The sequence below is a fragment of the Trichocoleus sp. DQ-U1 genome (genome assembly GCF_039961925.1).
Taxonomy (GTDB): Bacteria; Cyanobacteriota; Cyanobacteriia; order Cyanobacteriales; family FACHB-T130; genus FACHB-T130.
In genome coordinates, this window is record NZ_JAMPKB010000049.1 from 1 (window position 1) to 24,385 (window position 24,385).

18 protein-coding genes are annotated in these 24,385 nt (G+C 47.8%); 10 read left to right on the forward strand and 8 right to left on the reverse strand.

All coding sequences use genetic code 11. The features are described 5' to 3' along the window. Nucleotides 1-645, forward strand: a 645-nt coding sequence (locus NDI34_RS18940) for a tetratricopeptide repeat protein (RefSeq protein WP_348233483.1), incomplete at its 5' end; no start/stop codon positions are given. Between the two features lie 57 nt (nt 646-702). On the opposite strand, the gene NDI34_RS18945 is transcribed toward NDI34_RS18940, so the two are convergent. After that, nucleotides 703-2,745 (reverse strand): hypothetical protein, encoded by a 2,043-nt coding sequence (locus tag NDI34_RS18945; protein WP_348233484.1) that lies wholly within the window; start codon nt 2,743-2,745, stop codon nt 703-705. 67 nt (nt 2,746-2,812) lie between these two features. On the opposite strand from NDI34_RS18945, the gene NDI34_RS18950 reads away from it, so the two are divergent. Together NDI34_RS18950 and NDI34_RS18955 are read left to right on the forward strand one after the other, a co-directional pair. After that, on the forward strand, nt 2,813-6,079 hold the full coding sequence (locus tag NDI34_RS18950) for an alpha-mannosidase (protein WP_348233485.1): 3,267 nt from the start codon (nt 2,813-2,815) through the stop codon (nt 6,077-6,079). Between the two features lie 12 nt (nt 6,080-6,091). Further along, a complete protein-coding gene (locus NDI34_RS18955; RefSeq protein ID WP_348233486.1) occupies nt 6,092-6,640 on the forward strand; it encodes a GAF domain-containing protein in 549 nt (182 codons plus the stop codon). Nucleotides 6,641-7,131: 491 nt separating this feature from the next. Here NDI34_RS18955 and NDI34_RS18960 read toward each other — a convergent pair whose 3' ends face one another. Together NDI34_RS18960 and NDI34_RS18965 are read right to left on the reverse strand one after the other, a co-directional pair. Further along, on the reverse strand, nt 7,132-7,602 hold the full coding sequence (locus NDI34_RS18960; RefSeq protein ID WP_348233487.1) for a regulatory protein RecX: 471 nt from the start codon (nt 7,600-7,602) through the stop codon (nt 7,132-7,134). A 191-nt stretch (nt 7,603-7,793) separates the two neighbouring features. Beyond that, a complete protein-coding gene (locus tag NDI34_RS18965) occupies nt 7,794-8,561 on the reverse strand; it encodes a Mut7-C RNAse domain-containing protein (RefSeq protein ID WP_348233488.1) in 768 nt (255 codons plus the stop codon). 388 nt (nt 8,562-8,949) lie between these two features. Here NDI34_RS18965 and NDI34_RS18970 point away from each other — a divergent pair, with 388 nt between their 5' ends. Together NDI34_RS18970 and NDI34_RS18975 are read left to right on the forward strand one after the other, a co-directional pair. Continuing rightward, nucleotides 8,950-10,329, forward strand: coding sequence for a VWA domain-containing protein (locus NDI34_RS18970; protein WP_348233489.1), 1,380 nt, complete (start codon nt 8,950-8,952; stop codon nt 10,327-10,329). Beyond that, nucleotides 10,311-11,285 carry a DUF6569 family protein gene (locus NDI34_RS18975; RefSeq protein WP_190688330.1) on the forward strand — a complete coding sequence of 325 codons (975 nt, stop codon included), beginning with the start codon at nt 10,311-10,313 and terminating at the stop codon, nt 11,283-11,285. The genes NDI34_RS18970 and NDI34_RS18975 overlap by 19 nt, the downstream gene beginning before the upstream one ends. Before the next feature lie 248 nt (nt 11,286-11,533). On the opposite strand, the gene NDI34_RS18980 is transcribed toward NDI34_RS18975, so the two are convergent. The 3 genes from NDI34_RS18980 to NDI34_RS18990 form a co-directional block, all read right to left on the reverse strand. Then, the gene (locus tag NDI34_RS18980) at nt 11,534-12,100 is read right to left on the reverse strand and encodes a DUF4126 domain-containing protein (RefSeq protein ID WP_348233490.1); all 567 of its coding nucleotides are present in this window, start codon (nt 12,098-12,100) and stop codon (nt 11,534-11,536) included. Nucleotides 12,101-12,111: 11 nt separating this feature from the next. Next, a complete protein-coding gene (locus NDI34_RS18985; protein ID WP_348233491.1) occupies nt 12,112-12,837 on the reverse strand; it encodes a pentapeptide repeat-containing protein in 726 nt (241 codons plus the stop codon). 118 nt (nt 12,838-12,955) lie between these two features. Next, nucleotides 12,956-15,448: a glycoside hydrolase family 15 protein gene (locus NDI34_RS18990; protein WP_348233492.1), complete on the reverse strand. Its 2,493-nt coding sequence runs from the start codon at nt 15,446-15,448 to the stop codon at nt 12,956-12,958. Between the two features lie 285 nt (nt 15,449-15,733). Here NDI34_RS18990 and NDI34_RS18995 point away from each other — a divergent pair, with 285 nt between their 5' ends. After that, nucleotides 15,734-16,516, forward strand: coding sequence for a hypothetical protein (locus tag NDI34_RS18995; RefSeq protein ID WP_348233493.1), 783 nt, complete (start codon nt 15,734-15,736; stop codon nt 16,514-16,516). Nucleotides 16,517-16,782: 266 nt separating this feature from the next. Here NDI34_RS18995 and glpK read toward each other — a convergent pair whose 3' ends face one another. Beyond that, nucleotides 16,783-18,300, reverse strand: a complete 1,518-nt coding sequence (gene glpK / locus NDI34_RS19000) for a glycerol kinase GlpK (RefSeq protein WP_348233494.1) — start codon at nt 18,298-18,300, stop codon at nt 16,783-16,785. A 386-nt stretch (nt 18,301-18,686) separates the two neighbouring features. On the opposite strand from glpK, the gene NDI34_RS19005 reads away from it, so the two are divergent. The 3 genes from NDI34_RS19005 (at nt 18,687) to NDI34_RS19015 (ending at nt 21,235) form a co-directional block, all read left to right on the forward strand. Then, nucleotides 18,687-20,045: an erythromycin esterase family protein gene (locus tag NDI34_RS19005; protein ID WP_348233505.1), complete on the forward strand. Its 1,359-nt coding sequence runs from the start codon at nt 18,687-18,689 to the stop codon at nt 20,043-20,045. Next, nucleotides 20,000-20,221: a hypothetical protein gene (locus NDI34_RS19010; RefSeq protein ID WP_190529639.1), complete on the forward strand. Its 222-nt coding sequence runs from the start codon at nt 20,000-20,002 to the stop codon at nt 20,219-20,221. Before NDI34_RS19005 ends, NDI34_RS19010 begins: the two co-directional genes overlap by 46 nt. Before the next feature lie 138 nt (nt 20,222-20,359). Continuing rightward, nucleotides 20,360-21,235 (forward strand): phosphatase PAP2 family protein, encoded by an 876-nt coding sequence (locus tag NDI34_RS19015; RefSeq protein WP_348233495.1) that lies wholly within the window; start codon nt 20,360-20,362, stop codon nt 21,233-21,235. A 36-nt stretch (nt 21,236-21,271) separates the two neighbouring features. On the opposite strand, the gene NDI34_RS19020 is transcribed toward NDI34_RS19015, so the two are convergent. Beyond that, on the reverse strand, nt 21,272-23,749 hold the full coding sequence (locus tag NDI34_RS19020; RefSeq protein WP_348233496.1) for a glycoside hydrolase family 31 protein: 2,478 nt from the start codon (nt 23,747-23,749) through the stop codon (nt 21,272-21,274). Nucleotides 23,750-24,172: 423 nt separating this feature from the next. Here NDI34_RS19020 and NDI34_RS19025 point away from each other — a divergent pair, with 423 nt between their 5' ends. Then, entirely contained in the window at nt 24,173-24,385 is a 213-nt protein-coding gene (locus NDI34_RS19025) for a hypothetical protein (protein ID WP_190412242.1), read from the forward strand.

Here is a 24,385-nt window from a genome sequence, read left to right on the forward strand (position 1 = left end):
GATAGCAATGGCGATCGCAAAGTAGTGTATCCGCTGTTACAAGCAAATCTCGATCAACTGAATGAGAAACTGGCTGAGATACTGCACGATTGGGCAATGATAATTCTGCCGCAAGTTGAACCCCAAGAAGCAAAATTTATTGGGGCGACAATCGGCGGATTCAGCAACCTGATGGCGCAATTTCCCCTAGGAGACAAGGAGAAAAACTTAGAAATTGCCATCACCGGCTACGAGATCGTGGTTACAGTTTTTACCCGCGAAGCCAGTCCCAACGAGTGGGCGACGACGCAAAATAATCTGGGCAATGCTTACCGCAATCGGATACAGGACGATTTGGCTGACAAAGATATGGCGGTACGCGCCGATCGTCTGGAACGAGCGATCGCGTGTTACGAACAGGCATTGCAAATTTATACCCGCCAAGCTTTTCCCCAAGATTGGGCAATGACGCAAAATAATCTCGGCAATGCTTACCGCGACCGGATACGGGGCAATCGCGCTGATAATCTAGAACGAGCGATCGCGTGCTACAGGCAAGCATCGGAAATCTATACCCGCGAAGCGAGTCCCGACAAATGGGCGACCATCCAAAATAATTTGGCACTTGCTTCGGAAAATTGCGAAGCATCTAACGTACCAATTTAGACCGTAGGAAAAGGGCACGCACAGAGCAGGAACGGTGAGATTCCGCCTCTATAGCCCTCAGAATTTCTTCAGCCAGTGCCACACTTTCACGAAGAAATTCTCCAGCCATAGCATCGCCTTATCCAGCCATTCCAGCAAATACTCTAGGGGGTGTTTGACGTAACCGGCTGGAGTCACCTCAGCCTCAATCCAGTCGGGCGAATGGGTCGCAAAGCTTGTCCGATTGTTTTGCGCGATCGCTGGCGATAGATTTGAAAGCGCCTCTTCGGCTTCCACCCTTGGCGTTTGGAAAGCAGGCACTTTGGTAATTTTGCCGTCTTTTTTGCGGGATTTTTTAGGTGTAGAAGGAGCTGGTGTTGGACGCGCCGCCATTGGCTCAGGCGCAGTGGGTTTGCGGGGCGTCAAAATCGTTTGTTTGAAACTCAGGCGAAGCTTAATCGACCTCCAAACAGAATTCTCAGCCGGCATTTCCGGCTGGTTGGCTCCGGGGAGGGCAGTCCGGGTCTTCTTTCCTTGCAGATGAGCTGACGGTTGCTCTTTGCCTGCCACCCTTGGTAAAGGGCGATTAGGGGCGGTTCGCGTTGGCTGCTTGCGGGTGGGTGCATCTGGCTTCCCGAATAAATCATTCATGGTCAGCCAGGGATCGGCAATACCAGTTGCGGTTAATTCTGGATTCTTCCTTTGGGCAGATGATAAGGAGGCAGAAGCGCCACCTGATATCTGATGCGTTTGGCTGTAGGAATCAGAATCGATTTCTGGGGTAGATTCCCAAGGTAATTTTCCGTTGCGCCTGCCAAAAAAGTAGTCAATTGCTGCCTGAATTAGTGCTTGGATATTATTGTGTGCTTGGGCATCTGTAACATCAGGAGACGCCGGTTGTCGCATCGGTTGGCTGAATACAGCTTGTATCCGTTGTAAAGGCGATTGTAAAGGCGATCGCTCATTTGCCTCTATTTCCCCAGCATGGGGTGTCAGCTTTGCCAAAAAGTCTTTTTGCCGGACTTCGATTGCAACCATCGTCCGATCGAGGAAGATTAATGGCTGAAGCAGTAAGGAGGAGGAAGGATGAAGGGCTTTGTTTGCGAAGGGTGGAAGACTTCCGATTTCCTCTCTAGAGGCGCTCAATCGCGTTCCAATTTCCTCTTCTCTGGTATCTTGCCACCGCACCAGGGTTGATTCTTGGAAGAGATTGGCAGCGATCGCAACCGGCCCTTGTTGCACCCAGGCGATGACTCCCCAGAAGAGACGCACGGGTGGTAACAGATGGCGCTGATTGACAGGAGGGTGCAATTGTGCTGCAATTCCTTTTGCCGACGCCTGCGCTAACCGCCACTGACGCCAGTAGTTTGCCAATTCCCAACGAATTCGCTGTTGTAATTTTTGCTGTTGTTCAGGGGTAAGAATATCTAAAATTTGATTCTCGGTGGTGACGAGTACCACGGAACGGGTAGCAAGTTGTGTCGCAACTCCCCGAACGACAATTTGATTGCGTAACGCCGCTGCCAAAGATTTTCCACTACTTGTTCCCGCCGCCGCTTTGGGCTGTAGCGTTTGCACGACAACAGTTTCCGGGAGATTGAGCGGGGGAAGGGTTAAATTTGGGGAGATTGAATGACTCGATCCGCCCGCAGCGCTACGATCGAAAAATTGGAATCCAAAATATGTCGTAGAGACACGATTAATCGCATCTGCAACTTGACTGAAAATTCCTGCTTTGTTACTAGAAGTAGCAACAGAATTTGCCGATGGATTTAAAGCGAATTCTGATTCTTCCTGACCCGCGATCGCTCGTAGCACTTCCTGAATTGGCGCGTCTGTCGGTGGCGGCGTTGGCGGCGAGTTAGGACGTTTTGTTCGGTCTTTTTTACCAGAATGTAATTGTGGGAATTTTTCTTGCGTCGCTTGTTGTAATTGACGCCCCGCTAATTGGGAAGTTTGAGCCAGCAGATACACCGGATAGAGGAGGATTTGCGCTCCCCAAACCGCTGCGACTTTCAGATTTCGCACAGCGCGATCGCTCTCATCCTTCAACCGGCGAGATTTTCGGGAGAGGAAATTAAATAATTTGCTTTTATACCGACCATTGGGAGGGGAGGACATTTTGCGAAATGCTAAATGTTAATTGCTAATTGCTAAAAATAGTAGATGCCCTGATTTTATCGAAAAGATGACCGATTCCAAGACACCTTTTGTAACGCCCTCATGCAGCCTCCTGAGCGAAGCGATTGAAAAACTCTCCGCGATGACTCAGGTTAACGTTCAGACTCGCTGGCGCTACTGTGCCGCAGACTTGACAGCAGATACCGTTCACCAATCTGATTTAGGGAATGATTGGTCATCTGTCCAGTTGAATGCGAGGGGACATATTGCTTGGGAAGCGGGGCAAAAGGTGTTATGGCTTAGTCAAAAATTGATTATTCCCCAAGATTTACACCTGTATCCTTTATCGGGGTTGGCGTTGCGGCTGGTGCTAACGTGGTGGGCAGAAGACGCGCAAATTTTTGTCAATGGCGTCAAAGTGCAAGCGGGAGATTTATTCGATTGCTCAACGAGGGTACTGCTGAGTCCCGCGGTGACGCCGGGTGAGGAGATTACAGTTGCCTTGCGCCTGGTAAGTCCCGGACATGATGATGGAGCATTAGTGCGATCGCGCTGTATATACGAATTTACCACCGACGCTCGGATTGAACCCGGTTTTGTCGCTGATGAGTTAGCTGTCTTGCAACGGTATTTAAAAACCTTTGAACCGGAAAAACTGGATATCTTGGCAGCTGCTGTAGCTGAGATTGACTGGACAGCACTGCCTGATGTACAAAAGTTTGAGCGATCGCTTTCCACCCTCCGCCAAAACCTGCTTGACACCCTAGGGTCAACAGAATCTAAAATCCAAAATCTAAAATCTAAAATCTGTTTGCTCGGTCATGCTCACTTAGACTTGGCTTGGCTATGGCCTGTCAGCGACACCTGGGAAGCTGCTCAACGCACTTTTGAATCGGTTCTCAAACTCCTACAAGAATTTCCCAACCTGACTTTCTGCCATTCTACACCCGCACTTTATGCTTGGATTGAGCAACATCGCCCGGATTTATTTGCCGCCATTCAACAACAAGTTGCGGCTGGACGCTGGGAAGTTGTCGGCGGAATGTGGGTGGAACCGGAACTAAATATTATTAATGGCGAATCGATTGTCCGCCAGTTGCTCTATGGTCAGCGTTACGTCTTAGAAAAATTTGGGCAATTGAGTACAGTCGCTTGGTTGCCAGATAGTTTTGGCTTTTGTGCCACGCTGCCCCAATTTCTGAAATCTGCTGGGATTGAATACTTTGTCACCCAAAAATTGCGCTGGAACGACACCACAAAGTTTCCCTATGAAACATTTTGGTGGCGATCGCTTGATGGTTCCCAAATCTTCAGCCTCATGTCTGCTCCGATTGGTGAAGGCATTGACCCGATTAAAATGGCGTCTTATGCCTGTGTTTGGGAAACCCAAACCAGTTTAAAAGAGAGTCTTTGGCTTCCAGGTGTGGGCGATCATGGCGGTGGCCCTACCCGTGATATGTTGGAAGTGCAAGCGCGCTGGGAAAAATCCCCCTTCTTTCCTCGTCTAGAATTCACTACATCTGAGAGCTATTTACAGCAGATTAGCACTCAGAATCCCAACTCAAAACCGTTCCCGGTTTGGGACGATGAACTCTATCTAGAATTCCATCGGGGTTGCTACACCACCCACGCCGATCAAAAGCGCTTTGAACGTCGCAGTGAAGGGTTGCTGTACCAAGCAGAACTTTTCGCTTCCTTAGCGAGTATCAGCATCGGTGCGCCTTATCCCCAGCAAGAGCTAGAATCTGCGTGGAAAAAGGTGCTATTTAATCAATTTCACGATATTCTTCCCGGTTCCTCCATTCCCCAAGTCTTTGTAGATGCGAATCAAGCTTGGCAAGAGGTGGAACAAGTGGGTTCGGAAATAGTACAGCAAGCCTTAAGCGCGATCGCAACTTCTATTGCCCTTCCCCCGCCGCCGCAACCAGACGCCCTGCCAGTTATCGTCTTCAACTCCCTGAACTGGCAACGCTCGGAAGTCGTTACCGTCCCCTTACCGGCATCTAAACATCACTGGCAAGTTTACAACTTAGAAGGGAAACTACTACCATCCCAGCTTTCTGAAGGCACGACGCTGTTATTTCTCGCTGAGAATATCCCATCAGTGGGTTATCGCCTCTTCTGGCTATGTCCTCAAAACCTATATCCTCAAGAGGAATTACCCTCAAAAAGGCAAGAACACGGGCAGCATAGCACTAGCTTTCCGGATTCTAATGCACCTAATCGAGATAATATCAGATTTAGCGAAAAAAATTGCATTTTAGAAAATGACTTACTGCGGGTAATCGTTGATTCTCAAACAGGCGATTTAAGCAGTGTTTTTGACAAAATTAATCATCGAGAGATCCTCTCTCAAGTCGGAGGAAATCAACTCCAAGCCTTCCAAGATAGCGGTCAATATTGGGATGCTTGGAACATTGACCCCAACTATGCCCAACACCCCTTACCTCCCACCCAGCTAAAGTCAATTGAATGGGTAGAACAGGGGACAGTACAAACCCGTCTGCGCGTTGTGCGACAGCTAGGCGAGTCGAAATTTTGCCAAGATTACGTGCTGCAAGCAGATTCGCCGCTACTGAAAATCATTACGACTGTAGACTGGCAAGAACGCCACGTACTTGTAAAAGCCGCTTTTCCGCTTACCTTGACGGCGGATTCTGCCACCTACGAAATTCCCTGCGGCGCGATTGTGCGAAGCACACGCGACGCTAACGGGCGTTCTACTCAGCCTCAAACACCCGCAGAAACCGCCAAATGGGAAGTTCCTGCCTTGCACTGGGCAGATTTAGCTGACAATGACTATGGCGTTAGTTTGCTCAATGATTGTAAATACGGTTACGACGCCCAAGCCTCACAATTACGCCTTACCCTATTACGAAGTTCGAGTTGGCCCGATCCAGATGCAGACCGAGGTTGGCATCAATTCACCTATGCCCTCTATCCTCATCAAGGTAGCTGGCAGTCAGCGCATACTGTGCGCCGAGGCTATGAGCTAAATCTACCGCTACAAGTGATGTTGCTGCCATCGGTAGGGGAACAGAATTCGTCCTTACCCCCCGTTGGTCAATTGTTAGACTTGCAAGCTGAGAATCTGATTTTAATCGCGTTGAAGCAGTCAGAAGATAGCTTGCAGCAGTGGATTTTGCGCTGTTATGAGTGTCACGGGGAAGAGGCACAGATGCAGTTGAATAGCGACTTGGATTTAGCGATCGCGCACCCGGTGGATCTGTTAGAACGCCCCATCGATGCACCGGAAATGTTTGCTTCTGGGAAAATCGCTAGCATCCAGCCTTGGAAAATCGCTAGTTTTGTAGTGAAACGAACAGACGGCTGAGAAAATAAGCTGATGACCAACCAAATACCGCCAGTTCTCGATAAAATTTTGAGCCATGACAGTACACCCGATGCTGTGTTTTCTGCCTTAGTGCCAGCTTTGGGTGAAGTCTTGCAGTGCGATCGCGTTTTTCTCTACCTGCGCGATCCCCATACCTCCATCGGTAAAGTTCCTTACTGCTGGCGTCGCACTCAAGAATATCCCAACATTCTTGACGCTGACTGGAAGAAAGAACCAGAATCTTTGCCAAAAGAAGATCCGCTTTTTGCTGCGGCACTGCATACACAACCTTCTGTCTTTGTCGAAGATGTAGAGACAGCGAATCCGGAAGTCGTTAATAAAGCTTTCGAGCAAAAAGAATTTGGACATCGAGCATTAGTTCACGCTCACCTGTGCAAAGATAATTTGTTGTGGGGAATTCTGCAACCTTGTATCTTTGGTCAGCCTAGAGTATGGACGCCGGAAGACCGCTCTATTATGACCACAGTTACAGAGAAATTAACACCCCTTGCTGTTGCCTATATATTGGCAGCGAAGTCTTCCATACCTGCGAAGGGATAAATTCTCTAGCTACTAACACCGAAATGTAGAGACAAGGGTTATCGCGTCTCTACTAAATATTGCTTGTTTCCATAGCTGAATATAAATGAACCTGAATATAGGGAGGGGTGTAGAATTATACGCCCCTACTCTTTACTTAGGTCCCTTACCTCGGTATATAATTGCCAAAATTGTTACACTTGCACAACTCATAAAACTAATTAAGTTTCCATACATTAAAACCAAATCGTTTCGATAATACCCATAGAGAACCCCATTAAGCTGAATAAAATTAAAACCGAGAAAAGTAATTAAAGACAAATTTTTAGAACTCTTAGTTTGAACAATCCTTAAGGCTTGTGGAATAAATAAGCTGGCGTTAAACACCATACCCAATCCAAAAAACAAGGTGACAATATCTTTCATAGTAGATACAAACTAAAGGTGATAAAAAAATGCAAATTAAAAGTTTTTAAGATAATCTAGCAATACCAAATTACCAAACCGCTCCGTTACTCATTTTCTACTTGTTGTCTCTGCCATTGCTTCAAAACTTCAAAAGCATTAAAACCTCTATATTGCAAGTAATTTAATAGCTTGGCTTTGGTTTTTTGGTCGATAATTTGAAAATTATCAATTTTATACTTTCGCATGATCTTTGTTTTTAAACCATCCAGATCGTCTGTTTCCTCACTTCCCTCTGCTTCGATTTGTTCGTTCCAAACTTGCTCGAATACCTCGGAGGAAATCCCTTTTTCCATACATTTGCGCCTTACCATAGATTTCCCATATTTGCCTTGAGAATAGGCAATCAAGTTGGCGACTAAGCGCGTGTCGGATTGATAGTCTCTCTCTTGCAAATAATTGATAGCCTCGGAGATTTCGTTTGGCTCAAACCCCTTTAATTGTCCTTTCTTTAAAAGTTCGTAAGCACTGTAATCTCGGCGGGAGATCAGGCGAAAAAAATAGTCAGTGCAACTCATTTATCAAACAGTTATTATGTTTATTGATTTTAACACATACAAAAGTTTAATTGTTGTATAGCAGTCTAGAATAATGTATGTTTAAAATATATTTTTAGGCGCAAATACCCAAGAAACAATTATTTAAAGAATGAAATAAATTGTTAAGATTTGCCTTAAGATAATCAATGCGAATCGCAAAAAGCCAGCTTTTATACCCCATTCGATTCAACTAGCTTCGAGAAAATTATTCCTTGGATAATTTTCTGCATTTGTTCATAATGCGTGCCTTTCCAATAAACACGATCGCATTCACGACAGCGGCTAAATTCATCAATAGATTGTTGGATATTGGGTGGCACTTGGTCAAGAATCGATTCCTTATCCACAGGTTCTAATAAACCATTGCAACGCAAACATCGTTGCAATGGTTTGACGAATTCAATTAGAGCAAAGCGTCCCATTATCTCGCCCACCTGTCGCTCTGGATTAGTTTCTCTGACATAATATCCATGTGTTACCAAACTACGCATCAATAGACCCTTATCGCGAGTCAAGAGAATTCGTTCTTCAGATGCCGAAATTTGGGCTAACTCTAGATCGTCATAGTCATTTCGATACAGGGTATCAAAACCCAACATTCGTAAAGATGTTGCTAGTTTCCCTAAATGAATATCGAGAACGAAACGAGGAAATTTTAGCGGTTGAGGACGAACGAGAGAGACGCTAGATGTCTTTTCAGTCGCCGCAGAAATTGGATAAACATGGATGCGATCGCTATCCGTCACAATATAGGAAAAATCGACGGGTTTGCCGTTGACTTCGATATAATCCACTTCCGGACGAGGGACGCCAAAAGATTCGATCGTGTCCTTAATTGAGGCTCGTTCCTCAAAAACATGAGTAATGGTTACGCCCCTCTTTTTCCGTGGCAAGAAATCATTCAATTCTGCGTAAAAATTAAAATCTGCTTTAGCCATATTGAGAAATTAATACACCGTAGTTCAGAACCCCACCTCAACTCTCGTAAATAAAATTTATTCCTTGTCTTCCTCCACTTGCGAGGGAATAGAGGGGGTACGGGGAAGCGAAATCCTGAAATTCTACTTCCCCATGAAAAAAAGTTTTTCTTTACCTTTCCCCTGCCTGCGGGGGGATAGTTGTAGGTCTTTGCAAATTTTCACAAGTGAGATGCTTGCGATCGCTGGTTGCCCTCTTGTGGCAACTCAATTTGTTGTAGTATATTTGTAGTACGTTTAAACAAGTGGTCGAGTTCTTGAAGCCACTGGAGAATTCATCAAAGTAATCAGAGCGTTCCTAAACATCTGCGGGGATACGCTCCAGCTTTGTAATGCAAGGAGTCAAATTATGGATGCAACTCAACCAGCCATCTTGAATATTATTGTGCATCTGCGCTCTTGTAATGAGCCATTTCTCCTACGTTATAACGGGCAACCCCCACGCTGGAGCGATGAATCTCTGCATCGGGAAGCTTACGAACAAAATCCAGAATTGTATGCGCTTTTAGCTCTCATCACTCATGTTACAACGGGGCAGCGCCTGCGGATTTTGTTTCAGTTGCTGCAACGCTCTCGTGTGGGGATGTCGAAAGAAGCACGTCAAACAAGCGATCGCGTCATTAATTTCTTGTTGGCAATTTTGCACCCCGACCAAGTTTTGACCGTCTTTTTAGCACTGCGACGGGTACGAGCGAATCACAAACATACCGCGAGGGCGATTCTCCAGTACATCCTCAATCATCCCCAATTTGAGGATATGGCTTTGCGCCGCCGTCCTGCGGTTGTGGATGCGATTGAACACGCGCTGGGGAAGAATGTGGCGAGGGGTTCTGTGAAAAAGCTGTCGGATGCAACTGTTGATAAAAGGGATTTGCGTCGCTATCTGTTGCGTTATGCCCATAATCCAGAATCGGTGAAAGCAATTCTACCTTTTCTGTATCATTCTCCTCTGGGAACAGGTTTAATGCCTGCGGAAGCCGAAGTTAAATATACTCTCGTTCATCAACAATATTGTCAATTTGAGGTACAAACAGAGCGTCCCAAGACCGTAACGGCAACCAATCGCGGTGATATTTCCGCAACCTTGGTGCATTTGTATCGGGGTGGAAAATCGCCGGAATTAATGTCAGCTTTGCAGCATTATGTCGAACAAGCTGCGGTAAACCTGCCGAAATTTTCAGGTCAAGTGGCATTGGTATTGGATGCGTCTGCTTCGACAAGAAGTTATGGCGATCGCGAATACTGTTCTCTAGCGCAGTCAGTCGCCCTGAAATTGGTACTCGAAAAATGCTGCGCGAACCTCAAAGTCCATACCCTTGGGGGAGTTGGCGAATTACCCATGCCAGAAGGTTACACCGACTTGGCAGGTGCTTTACTGGATGCTTTAGAAGACTCACCCGATTTAGTCGCCATTGTCTCTGATGGTTATGAAAATATGTATCCGGGAGACTTGGAAAGAGTCGTCGCTACCTTGCCGCAATTGGGTATTCATACCCCAATTATCTTCTGTCATAGCAAGTTTACGGCGCTGGATGACTTGGAATTGAGACGACCTGCGCCTAATCTCCTCCAAAGAGAATTCTGGCATCAAGACGATTTTGAAGACTTACTAAATTCGCTATTTGCGATTGCGGGTGCAAAGCAAACCGAAGTTTCCTTGCAGGAATTCCTACGCCAAAAACTCACATTCCAAGAAAAGGAGTTAGCCACATGGACTACCAGCCATTAGAGTTATTAATTCCCGACAAAGTCGATCTCTCTCCTTATCATTTTGGAATTCCTCAACAGTCTGGAGCCATGACTGTAGTCCCTATCTTCAGCCCAGATTGTCCGGGTCAATTTACCAGTCCCCTGTCTGGGTTGAAACTCAGTCGAGTTCACGGCTATGGAAATGTAGAACTCCATAATCCATCAACGGGCGTGGCAATCGTTCCCTTGCACATGGGTTATATCCAAGACCAAGCCCAAAATCATGCTTTGTGTCGCTCAGCATTTATTGCTGCGGGACAGAAACTCATGTTTAAAGATGCCTGCTGCGTGCAATCCGGTCAAGGCGGTTATTTGGAAGGTCGAGAACAATGGTTCTTCATTCTCCCCCTGCAACTGCGCTTTCAAGCATTGAAACTCCGGGGTCAGGAAGACTACAGCAAACTCTGGAAAGAAATTGAGCGTCTAAATCAGCGATTTGATTTACCTCAACGCGGTCACTTAGAGCAAATTCTCAGTAAAAAACGCACCTTTCTGACGCAATATCAAAGCCGATTTGAATTGCTTCCCCAGCAAACCGGGGCGTTGTTCTTGATTCGGAATCAGTTAGTTGGCGTGGAAATTGCTCCCACGGCGGCTTACTTCCGGGAAGTGTGGATGCCTCTGGTTTGCTTCTGCTATGGTGTGGCAGCAATGTATGCCCAAAAGCACGCAAAAGCAAGCGACAAACCCGTGCTTCCTTTTGCAGCCAGCAATCTGCAAGAACTACGCCAGCAGTTGCACAAAAGCCGTCAGGAAAAACAGTTACAAGTCAGCAATTGGCTAAGTCAAACACCCGCTGAAAGATTTCAGCTCAAAGAAGAAGAACGCTTCTTGAGTCTGCGGCTGCATACTTGTAAAGGGAAAAACTTTGCGGGTCAGTTGGTCGAAGAGTCTGGACAACTGGTGTATGCTTCGTTGTTTGCTTCAGCAATTTAATCAAGTCAACGCTTGACAGGATAAGAAAGCACTGAGTTGTCAATTCGCTCAATTTGTACTACAATACATTACAGTTGGAACTGAGTTAGGCATTGGTGTTTACTTGATGATTCCAAGTCATGGTTAAGAAAGGCTACCGCGCTAACCGCTTGTCCAACTGTTATTTTCCGCCCTATCTAAACTTTATACAGAAAATTTAACCCCCTTCCCGGTCCGGGAAGGGGGTATTATTATGTCCTTTGCACCGCTCAAGACTCTCTGGGATTGGGTAGCCTGAGATATCCTTTCCGCCAAAGCCAGATCCCAGCACTGACTACCAAGGCGACAGTCACCACTGGCAACCAAATCGCCAGGATGGATAAAATAATCGCACCCCCTGCTTCCAGAGTGGAAACCACCCCATTACCGAATCCTCCGGTGAGTGCGGTTGAAGAAAAGCGAACCATACCCGTCAAGGCTTGCACGATACCCGCCGAACCTCCACCCGCAATCACGGCGATTGTCCACTGAACTAAAGGATCGTCGTGGGGAAAGATGGCAGCAGTCAAGAATGTGCCGACTGCGATCGCAGTTGGTGTAGAAACGATATCCAGCAAATTATCTATCCACGGAATGTAATAAGCGGCAATTTCAACACAAGTCGCTATAGCAAATGTCAGCAACGCTGGATAAGTTCCCATCCACTCAAAATTCGGTGCCAGTGGCAGATGTCCAAACAGTGCTGCCATGCTCATCACTAGCGGCGGGACAAAGATCCGAAAACCACAAGCCGCACTCAAACCAATGCCAATTGCAATGCTTAATAATGTATCCATACTACTCAAATTCAATCATTCGATAGGGTTGCTCTCGCCAAATCTGCTTCAATTACCTTGGCATTTTTCAAGTTGACCCCACTCAGGTTCGTTCCACTCAAATCTGCGCCTCTTAAGTCGGCAAGTTCTAAATTTGCTCCCCTTAAATCGGCTTCACTGAGGTTCGCTTCACTCAAGAAAGCTTTACTCAAATTTGCCCCTCGTAAATCTGCCAGCCGCAAGTTAGCCTTCGCTAGATTGGTTCTCGTTAGGTTAGCTGCACTCAGATTTGCTTCGCTCAAATTCGCTTCACTCAAATCTGCCTTACTTAACTCCGCTTTACTTAGGTTTGCTCTGCTTAAGTTCGCCAAATTCAGTTTTGCCCAACTCAGGTTAGCTTCGCTCAATAAGCACTCACAAAGCCAAGCACCTCTCAAGTTAGCATTGATAAAATACCTTTCTCCGGCTGCATAACGCCGCTTCAGATCATCAGCAGCAAATTTGATTAAAATGGCACTTTTGCCTTCACAATAGCACCATTGCGCCCCGACTAATTTAGCCGCCGTGTTAACCGCTAATTCGTCTTTTTTAGGCAATACCACCCCATTACAACCATCCCATTCACCGCCGAGAATAAAAGCAATTTCTTGGGCAGCATATAAGGAGTCGAATAAGAGCATATCTTGCGTTACCCGGCCTCCAGAACTACTAATCCGGTTGCTGGAGAATGATAATAAATTTCGGATTAAGTCTTTCATCCGGTGTTTTAAGCAATTTTATTCAAGGGGCATTCAAATCGATAAAACTTTTGTATATCCTTTAAATACCCTAGCTAACACACCCGGAGTGGACATCAATCAATAGACATATTCAGATTTAAGAATTTGAGATAGTTTCATTCCAGTTGTTCCCCCCGTTGTTATCCCAATTATTTCCATCGGTGAAAGCAAAATTTAAAGTAGTTCCTACCGGAGGAACAGAGAGTGTTGTCTCCCAGAATCCATCCTCTCGCTGGATCATCAGGCTGTCAGTAACTTGCTGCCAATTATTGTATCCCCAGTGCAGTTTGACTTGTTCAGAATTGGTCAATAACCCTTTGTAATAAATCGTTAAAGCTAGCCCTTGTTTCGAGTCAGCTTCCTGATAATCTACCGTTTTGCCTTGATGCGGTTTGGATGAATTGACGACATAGCGCTGATAGACAATCTCCGGCATATCCATTACTTTATGAGTATAATTTGATGCCAGCAACGTGATGTATTCTCCCATCGACCAGGAAAGGGGAGTCATTGATTTAGTGGGAGTTCCGGGAGTATAACCAGAGGGTGCATTGAGATCCCAAACTTGCTCGGAAATCATGTAAGAAGGATTGGCAAAGGCACGCATTGTTGCCAGGTAAGAGTCTGCTTTGTTACCACGCGCGATCGCAAAGTGACCGCGTTCTCCAGTGAAAATAGGCCACAGCCGTCCGATTCCCGCACCTGTATAATCTGCACCCGTTGATGTTTCACCATAACCGTCGTGATTATAGCGAAACCAACCCTCTCCTTTGCCAGGAATTGTTTGTTTAATGGTGGAATCAATCGCCGGAAGGGAGGCGAGAATATAGGGATTATTTGCAGCTTTTACTCCATGACGCACTAATTCTAAAAAGCTACTGTCAACGATAGAACGTTCATCCCGATCGCCGCCACCGTTGCCAATGTGTAAAATGTGTCCGTCATTAGGATTTCCATTATCATCAATGCGTTCAAAATATTTGCCATTGCCAATCGAACCGCTAGTCGTAAACGTCCAGTTTTCTACCATGCCTTGCCAGTAGTCTGCTGTTGCCAAATAGCGTTTCTCGCTGGTTGTGTCACCGTTAACTTTGGCAATATCTGCGGCACAAACTAAACCCGCAATTTCCGCAGCAATGGTGCCGGGAGAATAGCCTGCGTTTTCTTCCCAACGTTCTTGCCCCGTAACTGGGCCATTTTTCACAATATAATCAGCAGCTGGCTTGATGTGTTTGATATAGGTGTCTGCATCGGTACGACCGAGTTTCCACGTCAAGATAATTGGGAAGGCAGTCTCGTCCATTTGAATGCCATTCCAGTAAGGCGTACCATCCGCAAAGGCATTTTGAAGAAAATGTCCATCGGGTTGTTGCAAAGTGGTTAACAACCAATCCAGGGCTTTTTTGGGGGTAGCCGTGTCGCCTGCAACAATTAAGGCGCTGGCAAATTTATACAAGTCACGAGGCCAAATGAGGTGGTAGCCGCCTGACATTTCGATGCCAGATGGAGTGCAAATTGAGTAGTTAGAGTTCCCCCACGGATTCCCTAAACCTGCAACCATCGCACCCGATGCTTTGTCAGTCGCTGCCTTCAGTACCATTGCCGCAACATAATACTGAGTATCTGCGGTGCCGCCAAAGGTATTTAAATGATTGGTGTAGCTGTTCCATTGCGTGTTGTAACCGGACAGCATCGTAGAGAAATTATCTTTTAGGGTTCCTGCGGCTTCCGATTCAGCGTTTTTGTCACTATTGCCAAAGCCAAGTACCAGGTTAAAAGTGACCGATTTCTGGTTGGCATAAGGACTGAGATCGAACATTGCCATCTGTGCAATGTTGCCATTGGTTGCCTTTTGATAAGTCCAGTTCATCGTATTATCAACTTCGCCGCCTTTGAGGTCTTGCCAGCCGTCGCTGCGTCCGACGAATCCAGAAGACATCATGCCTTTTTTAAAACCTAGAGAACTCGCCAATGCCGATGCTTGATTGCTGGTGGGATTTTTAGCAATCAGCATTTGAATATTCTTGTAAGTAGTGCTGTAACCTGTAGTGGCTTTTCCGTTATTGTCAATAGCTGGATGATACAAAGTATAAAGATTAAAATTATCCAGCGTTCCGCTGAGTGCGGTGAATGTTACCTGCTGAATTAAAGTATTGCGATTGGGGTCGGTGAAAATTGTCTTGTCGATTTGATACTTGCCGTTTTTCGCCGTATTGGTCATCTTCCAAGAAAGCGATCGCGTATTATTCAAACTAACCTGGCTGATAGTATCCTGCTTTTCTTCATCAACCCAAGTTTTTGCCGAATCGCCTACTAAAAACTGCCAATCTACCGTCGCTGCTTTGTCAGCAGAGGGGTAAAATATCTGGCTAATGATGCCATCGAAACCCGTGAACCACACTTTTGAAGTTGGGTTTTGGGCAGTACCGAGAAAGGTGAGGGTTGAAGGCGACCAAGTTGGACAAGTGCCGGGATGACCAAAGGCTTCCTTTTGGATCTTGGCACCTAGAAAGAAAACTTTACTTTCTAGGATAAAAGTTGTTAACAAAATGACAATAATGGCACTTGCAAACCAATAAATTCTTTTCAATTAATTCGCCTTGAGAACTGGGTGAAGTTGACTTGATTAGTCGAATATAGCAATCTTATTTGATTGTTTGGCGAACCGCTAAGGACGCAGAGGGCGCAGAGAGAAGAGGCATAGAGAGAATTTAGAAGTTAAACAAATATTGATAGGAAATAAATTAAAGGGTGCGGGTTTATTCGCATCGATAGTTTCTGGCGATCGCTCGGAAATCATACCAAGGCGGTAAGCATTCAAAAATGCCCGTCGATAGGATGAAATTGCAAAGAGCAAAAGTAGCAAAAAAACTTTATGTTAGTTCATATCATCGCTGATTACGGCTTTGGCGATCTCGCCTTTGCGGAAGTCGTGCAGCGTATCAGGTTCTATCTACCGGATGCTGAGCCAATCCTTACCCCCGTGCCTGCTTTTGCCACCTTGGCTGCTGGCTTCTGTATCGCCCAGTTAGGCTTGAATGAAGCTCCGGCTGGAACAATCATTTACCACAACGTTGCGCCCCGCGAAGACGATGAACAGGCGCGCGTCGGGAATGCCGGTGAACGTCTGGCTTTCGCGCGCCTCCCAACGGGTGTGCGGGTGATCGGAGTCAATGCTGGCTATGCCTTCTCCTTTGTCCGCGATGTAGCAGAATTGAGCTGGGCTGCTGTTGCTGCGGAAGGTTCGCAGTTTCGTTCTCGTGACTTGTTTCCGCAAGCGGCGGCGGCGATCGCGTTGGGACAACCAGATGCGCTAGGGGATAAGATTGAGCCTTCGGATATCCCCGATGTGCCCTCGAATCGAATTGCCTATATTGACGGCTATGGCAACTTAAAAACGACGATTCAATATGATGCCAGTAATGGCAGCGATCGCGCGAATATCCGTTTGCGGATCGGTGACATCGAGCAAGAAGCGACGAAGAGCGATGGCAGCTTTGCCGTTGAACCCGGACAATTAGCCTTCGCACCCGGTAGCAGCGGTTGGAAAAATGCCCAAGGCGAAGAAACACGCTGGATCGAACTGTTCTTACGCGGTGGCAATGCCTGGGAGTCCTTCAAGCGTCCGTCAGTTGGCACGCAGATAGAGATTATCTGACAATTTTTCTGGGATTGGGCAAATAATCCCATTGAAACCTCTCCCTATCTCTCTCCTAAAAGGAGAGGGAACCGGAATAAATGTTTTTGATGTTTTACGGGCAATAGGGGAGTTGATAGCCCCTCTCCGCTTGCGGGGAGGGGTTGGGGTGGGGTTCCGGATGCTGAGGAATTATGTCTAATTCGCCGGACATAATCTTAACCAAGAAGTTCTATTCAACCTCAGCCCTCAGCCCTCAGTCCTCACTCCTCAGCCCTCCGTCCTCTTCACTCTGCCCAATGTTTCGCTCTTTCAACTGCTTTTTGCCACATGGTAAAATTTGCCTGTGCCTGGGTAACTCCCGCACCGGGTTGAAAAGTTCGGTCAATTTGACGACTCGCGGTTAATGTAGTGTAATCTTGCCAAAAATTAACTGCTAAACCAGCAGCAAAAGCGGCACCTTGTGCAGAAGCATCGAGAACGGCTGGACGTTCTACAGGTATTCCTAAAACATCCGCTTGGAGTTGCATTAAAAAGTCATTTTGACAAGCTCCGCCATCTACTTTTAGCAGGGAAATGTCGGTACCGCTATCTTGGTTGATTGCCTGTACAACTTCTTTGACTTGGAAGGCGATCGCTTCCAGCACCGCCCTAACCATGTGTTCTCGCTGGACTCCGCCTGTAATGCCGAAAAATGCCCCCCTCGCACTCATATCCCAGTGCGGCGCACCCAAACCACTCAACGCTGGAACGAAGTAAACACCCCCGTTATCCGCCACCTGCTGCGCCATTCGTTCTGTATCCGTAGCCGCAGTAATGAGTTTAATGCCATCTCGCAACCATTGGATGCAAGCTCCAGTGGTAAATATACTGCCTTCCATGCCATAACCGACTTGGATTTGTCCGTCATTGCCTGTCTGTGTCCAAGCGACAGTTGAAAGGAGTTGATTGCGCGATCGCTGTATTTTCTCTCCGGTATGTGTAACTAAGAAGCAGCCAGTGCCATAGGTGCATTTTAATAACCCAGGGCGATCGCAACCATGAGCAAATAAGGAAGCTTGTTGATCGCCTAAAATTGCCGTAATGGACACCTCACTGCCTAATAATTCCGGCTGAGTGTAGCCAAATAAGCCTAAACTTGACTGAATTTTTGGCATCAAATGAACCGGAATTTTAAATAAATTCAGTAGCGTCTGATCCCACTCCCGCGAAGCCAGATTCATCAACATCATGCGGCTGGCGTTACTATCATCCGTGGCGTGTACCTTACCACCCGTGAGGTTCCAGAGAATCCAGGTATCAATCGTGCCTGCTAAAACATTCTCTAAATCGATGGGGGGATGTTCTCGTTGAATTTCCTCCAACAACCAAGTTAATTTAGTTGCAGAAAAGTAGGCATCTAATACTAACCCCGTGCGATCGTAGATATCTGCTGCATGACCTTGACTTGCAAGTTGATTGCACAGGGGTGCCGTGCGTCGGTCTTGCCAGACAATTGCATTATGTAAAGGTCGCCCCGTGGTTTTGTCCCACAACAGACAAGTTTCTCGCTGCACGCTTAACCCAATCGCAGCAATATCTTTTGCAGTGATGTCCGCCTTCTGCAATACAGTCTGCATCGCCCAACAAGTATCTTGCCAAATTTCTCTGGGGTCATGCTCTAACCAACCCGGTTGGGGATAATACTGAGTGAGTTCTTTGTAAGCAGAGCTAACAATCGTCCCTTCAGCATTAAATAAGATCGCTCGGTTGCCGGTAGTACCGAGGTCTAGGGCGAGAACGTAGGCAGGCGTCGATGCAGTCATTGCAAGCTTTATTAGTAATAAATTGAGAGTTTTTCAACGGGCGAATTAAGCCGAAGTCTCGATCGTCAACGTTGCCAAGAATGCCAAGAAAGCGATCGCTGCTACACGCATCAGACTTTGAGCGTGCAACGTCTACGTTTCTCGGCTTTTTTGTATTCCTCATAACAGACTAACTTCACCCAGAGCCTTTCCTGGGGTAGAAGTTAGCAGAAATCGAGGCAGTTAGTTTGGAGGTAGACTCTCCACGTTCTGAGACTTTGCACAAGTATTTTGCACAAGTATAAGAGTCTGCCAAGAACCAGTTCTCATCAGCAATGCGATCGCATAAATATTCACCCAGTAGCGATCGCTGTCCCAAGCAAATTTTTGAAAGGAGGGCGAAAGCGATGCCCGACGCGACTCAGACTAATGCGACTCAGACCAACCTAACCGATACCCTGCGCCACATTGCCCACCCACTCACAGGTGCCACCTCTGACTACGACCCCTTGATGGAACTTATTGGCGATGCCCGCTTTGTCCTGCTGGGTGAGGCATCCCACGGCACCCATGAATTTTATCAAGCGCGAGCCGAAATTACCAAGCGGCTGATTCAAGAAAAAGGCTTTACAGCGATCGCTGTCGAAGCCGATTGGCCCGATGCTTACCGCGTCAACCGCTACGTCACTGGTGTCAGCGACGATACCACCAGTAACGAAGCACTCTCTGGCTTTGGACGCTTCCCCGCTTGGATGTGGCGCAACGCGGATGTGGTCAACTTCATTGATTGGCTACGCCAGTACAATAGCGCCCTCCCTGAAAATGCGACGAAGACTGGCTTCTACGGTCTTGACCTCTACAGCCTACACCAGTCAATCGCCGCCGTTCTCGACTACCTTGACAAAATTGACCCAGAGGCGGCAGAACAGGCGCGTCACCGCTACTCGTGCTTTGAAGACTTTGGTGAAGACGCTCAATCCTACGGGTATGTCGCCAACTTCGATGTTGAGGAATCCTGTGAGAGCCAAGTTGTCAACCAACTTCTAGAATTGCAACGTCGTGCTAGCGAGTACGCCCATCGGGATGGTCGCGTGACAGAGGACGAATTTTTCTATGCCGAACAGAACGCACGACTGGTCAAGAACGCCGAGGAATACTACCGCTCAATGTTTCGTGGTCGGGTGTCGTCGTGGAATTTGCGCGATCGCCACATGGCAGAAACGCTGCAACACCTCGTCGCTCATTTGGACAAACAAAGCGATCGCACTAAGGTCGTTCTGTGGGCGCACAACTCCCATCTCGGTGACGCCCGCGCCACCGACATGAGCGCACACGGCGAACTGAACGTCGGTCAACTGGTGCGCGAACAGTACGGTCGCGACGCGGTACTCGTCGGCTTCAGCACCTACACGGGAACCGTCACCGCCGCCTCAAATTGGGACGCACCCGCCGAACGCAAGCGCATCCGTCCGGCAGTCCCAGACAGTTATGAAGGGCTGTTTCACGATACGGGTTTGCCGCGCTTCCTGCTCGCCTTACGCGACAGTGGCTCATCAATCAAAGGATTGCGGGAGCCTCGATTAGAACGGGCGATCGGTGTCATCTATCGACCCGAAACCGAGCGGAGCAGCCATTACTTCCACGCACGGCTACCCGACCAATTTGACGCCATCATCCACTTCGACGAAACCCAAGCAGTGCAGCCACTAGAGCGTGCCGGATGGGAGACAGACGAAGTGCCAGAGACATTTCCCTCTGGTTTTTAACTCGCCTCGCAGGAAGTCCCGTCCTCTATCAGATCGAGGGTCAGCGTCGGGATGAAACCCCGGCTGTTGACGATACTCCTGTGACCCATGCCGTTCGTGTAGCGTCTCGAAGAGAAGGCGAGGAAAGAGGAGATGGAGGAAACAGCCAGTTATTAGACCCCACCCTAGATTTATGAATCGGCTTCTTCCCCGCGAGCAGGGACGGCTTCTCCCTGAGACTTTGGTACCGCATTTTAAGCGTGGAATTCTCCTCCAGCACGGCGACTTAGCTAAAACGTAATATATTTAGTTAGGTTTTTCGGAAAAATTGCGGCATGGGGATTGAGGTACTGTGGAGTGCTGAGTCGATTATTGGAGTTCAGCGCTTTTTTGGGGCTAGCTGGAGTTGGTTCTTTAAGACCCTCACCATACTAGGGACAGTTCCGGCGATCGCAGTGGTCTTTGCTGTGGTGTTGTGGATCTGGGGGCGAGAGCTTGCCTACGGCTTGCTGGGTATTATCCTCTGGGCAACCTTTACAAACGTCCTGATTTGGACACTCTTCCCGGTGCCGCGTCCGCACGACCCGCAGATCGAGATCCGCGAAAAACAAACAGTACCGTCCTTTCCCAGCGGACACACCGTTACTGCAACTACCCTGTGGGGAACGTTAGCTGCGTTCAATCGTATCCCGATCGTGGTTGCGGTGGGTATTGTTGCGGGGGTGATGCTGAGTCGCCTATATCTCGGCGTACACTATCCGGTAGACTTACTCGGTGGCGTGTCGATCGGGCTGATCCTGGTGCTGACTTATCAGCGTTTGTGGTTCGTGCTTTTGCACTGGTTCTCCGGACGCCCCTTTCGATTTTTCTTAATCCTCGGTCTTTCCGCACCCGTTGCAGTGTTTCCTTTCACCGGCTTTTTGCCCCAAGCTTGGGAAATTTTTGGTGCTGCACTGGGTATGGGAATTGGAATGCCCCTGGAATATTGGTACGTTCATTACTCCCCAGATATACTTCCCTTCCAAAAGCAAATGTTGAAGCTGGCGGTCGGTTTGGGAGGACTTGCCATGCTCGTACTGGTGCCTCGCCTCATCGGCATTTACGGGGTGGCGCTTGAGGTGGTGACGTTTGCGATCGCGGCGTTGTGGATCGTGTTCTTGGCACCGGCATTGTTTGTACGCATGAAACTATCATCGACAGGACTAACGTAGCCATTCTGCAATCAAGCTTAAAAGAGGCAATTGGGATTAAAAAAACGCTCCTTTCAAGCGAATTTGCTGGAAGCGATGGATGCTACCGCCTCCCGCTGCGCTAACGCATTCCACACGATTCCCCTGAGAAGTCACTTCTGCCCCATCTAGCCAAGCTTGCTGCACTTCCATCCCGTGAAGTTGCACCTGGACACTGGCGTAAGGGAAAGCATAATCCCCGTGTTGTTCTTCCCAGGTCAGTTCTAAACCGTTCTCGTCCCGTACCATCCGGAATCGATCGAGCCGCGATTCTCCATATCCATCTCCGGCGTCGCTGTAAAGATGAGCTTCGCCGGTTCCTTGCACGGGTGGATAGAGGTGGAGAATCAGTTGCCGCTGTTCCTCCATTGGGAGAATACTCCCCGCCCTCACCAGCACCGGAATCTGCTCTAGCGGTGCATCCAGATTGACCGACTGCGAACCCTCCAGCACGGCATCATCCCAGAAACGATACCAACGACCCTTGGGTAAGATAACGTCACGCGATCGCGCTTTATCCTCGACAATCGGACAAATCAGCAGTGCATCGCCCAACAAGAAAGCATCTTCTACATCCCAAAGTGCAGATTCATCGCTGTCAACCCAGAAAAGCGGACGAACTGGAGAATAACCCTTCTGGCTTGCTTCCCAAGCCAATGTATAGAAGTAGGGCAGCAGTCGGTAGCGTAATTGCAAGAATTGCCGAATAATACTCAGGTAAGGTTCGCCATACGTCCAGGGCGTGCGGTGTTCAACGTTATTAGAAGAATGGGTGCGGCAAAAAGTCAGAAAACTTGCCATCTGGAACCAGCGCAGGTAAAGTTCAGCACTCGGATTTCCCTGAAAACCGCCGATATCCGGGCCGCTATAAGGAACTCCCGATAGTCCTAACCCCACCACCGTTGCCACCGTCTGACGCAACGCCGCCCAAGTACACTCAATATCGCCCGTCCAAGTCCAAGCATAACGCTGGAGTCCTGCCCAACCCGAACGCGAAACAATGAACGGGCGTTGATGGGGTCGATGTTCCCGCAGACTTTCGTATCCCGCCTCCGCTTGCAGCAACCCGTAGATGTTATGCGCCTCGCGGTGGTCGCCACCTCTCCCTTCCAGGAAATGCCGCGTCGGTTTGGGAAGAGAGCGATCGCCCCAAAGAATAAATGCAGCGGGTTCGTTCATGTCGTGCCAAAATCCCGCCACGCCGACATCGAGCAAGTATGCATACTGCCGACTCCACCACTTGCGTACCGTTGGATTCGTGTAATCGGGGAAAACTGACCAACCAGGCCAAACTGGGGCAACAACAAGCTTGCCGTTGGGGTGTTTGCAAAACGCATCGAGAATCTGACCCTCTAAGAACAAGTTGCTCTGGCGGCTGTACTTAATTCCTGGGTTGAGAATGGCAATAAACTGTACCCCTAGCTCAGCCAGTTCTTGCGTAAAACTTCCTAAGTTGGGAAAGCGCTCCGGGTCAATCGTAAAGGCTCGGTATCCCACCTGACAGTCAATATCTAGGTGAATCGCACTCAACGGCAAGTTATGAGCCTGAAATGTCTTGGCTTCTTTTCGGACTGCTTCTTCGGTACCATATCCCCACTTCGACTGATGATAGCCCAAAGCCCAGCGGGGAGGCAGGGGAGAACGTCCCGTCAGCTCCGTGTAACGCTCTAGTAGTTCCGCTGGGGAGCCGGAAGTAAAGTAGTAACGCAGCGATCCTCCGTCGAAGTCAGCGGTGGCGACATCCGCAAACGTAAAATTGGCATTAAAAGAATTTTCATAGAAAACCAAGTAACTGCCAGCGGAGTGAAGACCCCAATAAACCGGAATGCAGATATACATCGGATCTGAACCGGGGGCATACATCCCAGCCGCGTCATAGTTCCACATCCGATAGGTTTTCGGTTGCTCGGTAACTTCTCCTTTCTCCGTCACCTGCCTCGCTGCACGCAGGTTGAGGGAAGAAGCGCGTTCTCCCAAGCCATAAATGCGTTCTTCTTCTCGCAGTTGGGCTTTGTGAATCCATCCCCCGTCTTTTCGTTGCGGCGGGAGTTCTTCCCGTAAGGGTTGCCCAGAGGCGTCGCAGAATTTCAGGCTGCCATCGATTCCGACGATAACGGTGAGATTGTGGCTCGAAACCGTCCAACCCTCCGCCGTTTCTTCCAGCGTCGTCTCGACTTCCGACCAATCCTGACGAGCGATCGCATACGGAATCGGCGGTATCCCCGGCTTCCAATCCACTCGGACTAAATCGCTAGTCAGAAAACAAATTTCTAACTCTGCTTGCTCGAAGTAAAAATTAGCACCTCGATTGCTTGGCTCGCCCCGCAGTAATTTTCCGGGGTTGTCAAAAGCCTCATCGGCTGGCGGATTGAGAAACTCTTGTTCAATGCGATCGCGTTGGCGAGAATAGACCCATGCCTGCGGCATATAACTCACATAGAGCAGCGATCCTAGAACAAAACGTATCTTTAGCGATATTTCTTTGAAGAGACTCATCGTATTTATGCCAGAACAGAGCTAATCTTTTTAACCGATTTAACAAATCTTTTAATCGAGCAACTCTTCAAGAGAAAAGCAAATTTATCTTAGTAAGCTCATCAATCCTAAGTATGATCTCTTGAATTAAAATCTCAATATGCTAAAAAATATTCTGGTAATTAAAAAGACACGGGTGACAAATTCTGGCAGAGCCGGGTTGAAAGCCGTTGAAAGCGAGTTTCGTCTAGATAGCCAGTATAAACAGGAGTTGTCGCGTCTCCATCTATACTTTTTGAGTATAAATAGACAGAAATGAATAAACAGAAACTAATCAGAAATGTTGGTTTTTTTAGCCAAATTTAAGCCCCAAGATAGGGTATTTCTCTAAACCGACGAGTCTAAGCTGAAAGAGATAAATTCATTTAAATTGAGGAAAAAATTATGCCAGGTGGTCATGCCAGTCATAAAAGCACTTCACCAAAACCCAACACGAATGCGAATGGTCGGATTGATACTGCTGCCGACCTCTCAGTAGAGCCAGCCGATCTTCTGGATGAAGGTGTTGATGCCAGAAGAGCCGAAGAAGAAAGTCCGGAGAATGCCGCTGCGACTCAACGACCGAATCAAGGCGGATCGGGGCAAGAACAGCAGTAA

Excerpts from the sequence above, each read along its gene's own strand:
- NDI34_RS18945 (WP_348233484.1), bottom strand. The coding sequence starts at position 2,745 with ATGTCCTCCCCTCCCAATGGTCGGTATAAAAGCAAATTATTTAATTTC.
- NDI34_RS18950 (WP_348233485.1), top strand. The coding sequence starts at position 2,813 with ATGACCGATTCCAAGACACCTTTTGTAACGCCCTCATGCAGCCTCCTG.
- NDI34_RS18955 (WP_348233486.1), top strand. The coding sequence starts at position 6,092 with ATGACCAACCAAATACCGCCAGTTCTCGATAAAATTTTGAGCCATGAC.
- NDI34_RS18960 (WP_348233487.1), bottom strand. The coding sequence starts at position 7,602 with ATGAGTTGCACTGACTATTTTTTTCGCCTGATCTCCCGCCGAGATTAC.
- NDI34_RS18965 (WP_348233488.1), bottom strand. The coding sequence starts at position 8,561 with ATGGCTAAAGCAGATTTTAATTTTTACGCAGAATTGAATGATTTCTTG.
- NDI34_RS18970 (WP_348233489.1), top strand. The coding sequence starts at position 8,950 with ATGGATGCAACTCAACCAGCCATCTTGAATATTATTGTGCATCTGCGC.
- NDI34_RS18975 (WP_190688330.1), top strand. The coding sequence starts at position 10,311 with ATGGACTACCAGCCATTAGAGTTATTAATTCCCGACAAAGTCGATCTC.
- NDI34_RS18980 (WP_348233490.1), bottom strand. The coding sequence starts at position 12,100 with ATGGATACATTATTAAGCATTGCAATTGGCATTGGTTTGAGTGCGGCT.
- NDI34_RS18985 (WP_348233491.1), bottom strand. The coding sequence starts at position 12,837 with ATGAAAGACTTAATCCGAAATTTATTATCATTCTCCAGCAACCGGATT.
- NDI34_RS18995 (WP_348233493.1), top strand. The coding sequence starts at position 15,734 with ATGTTAGTTCATATCATCGCTGATTACGGCTTTGGCGATCTCGCCTTT.
- glpK (WP_348233494.1), bottom strand. The coding sequence starts at position 18,300 with ATGACTGCATCGACGCCTGCCTACGTTCTCGCCCTAGACCTCGGTACT.
- NDI34_RS19005 (WP_348233505.1), top strand. The coding sequence starts at position 18,687 with ATGCCCGACGCGACTCAGACTAATGCGACTCAGACCAACCTAACCGAT.
- NDI34_RS19010 (WP_190529639.1), top strand. The coding sequence starts at position 20,000 with ATGGGAGACAGACGAAGTGCCAGAGACATTTCCCTCTGGTTTTTAACT.
- NDI34_RS19015 (WP_348233495.1), top strand. The coding sequence starts at position 20,360 with ATGGGGATTGAGGTACTGTGGAGTGCTGAGTCGATTATTGGAGTTCAG.
- NDI34_RS19020 (WP_348233496.1), bottom strand. The coding sequence starts at position 23,749 with ATGAGTCTCTTCAAAGAAATATCGCTAAAGATACGTTTTGTTCTAGGA.
- NDI34_RS19025 (WP_190412242.1), top strand. The coding sequence starts at position 24,173 with ATGCCAGGTGGTCATGCCAGTCATAAAAGCACTTCACCAAAACCCAAC.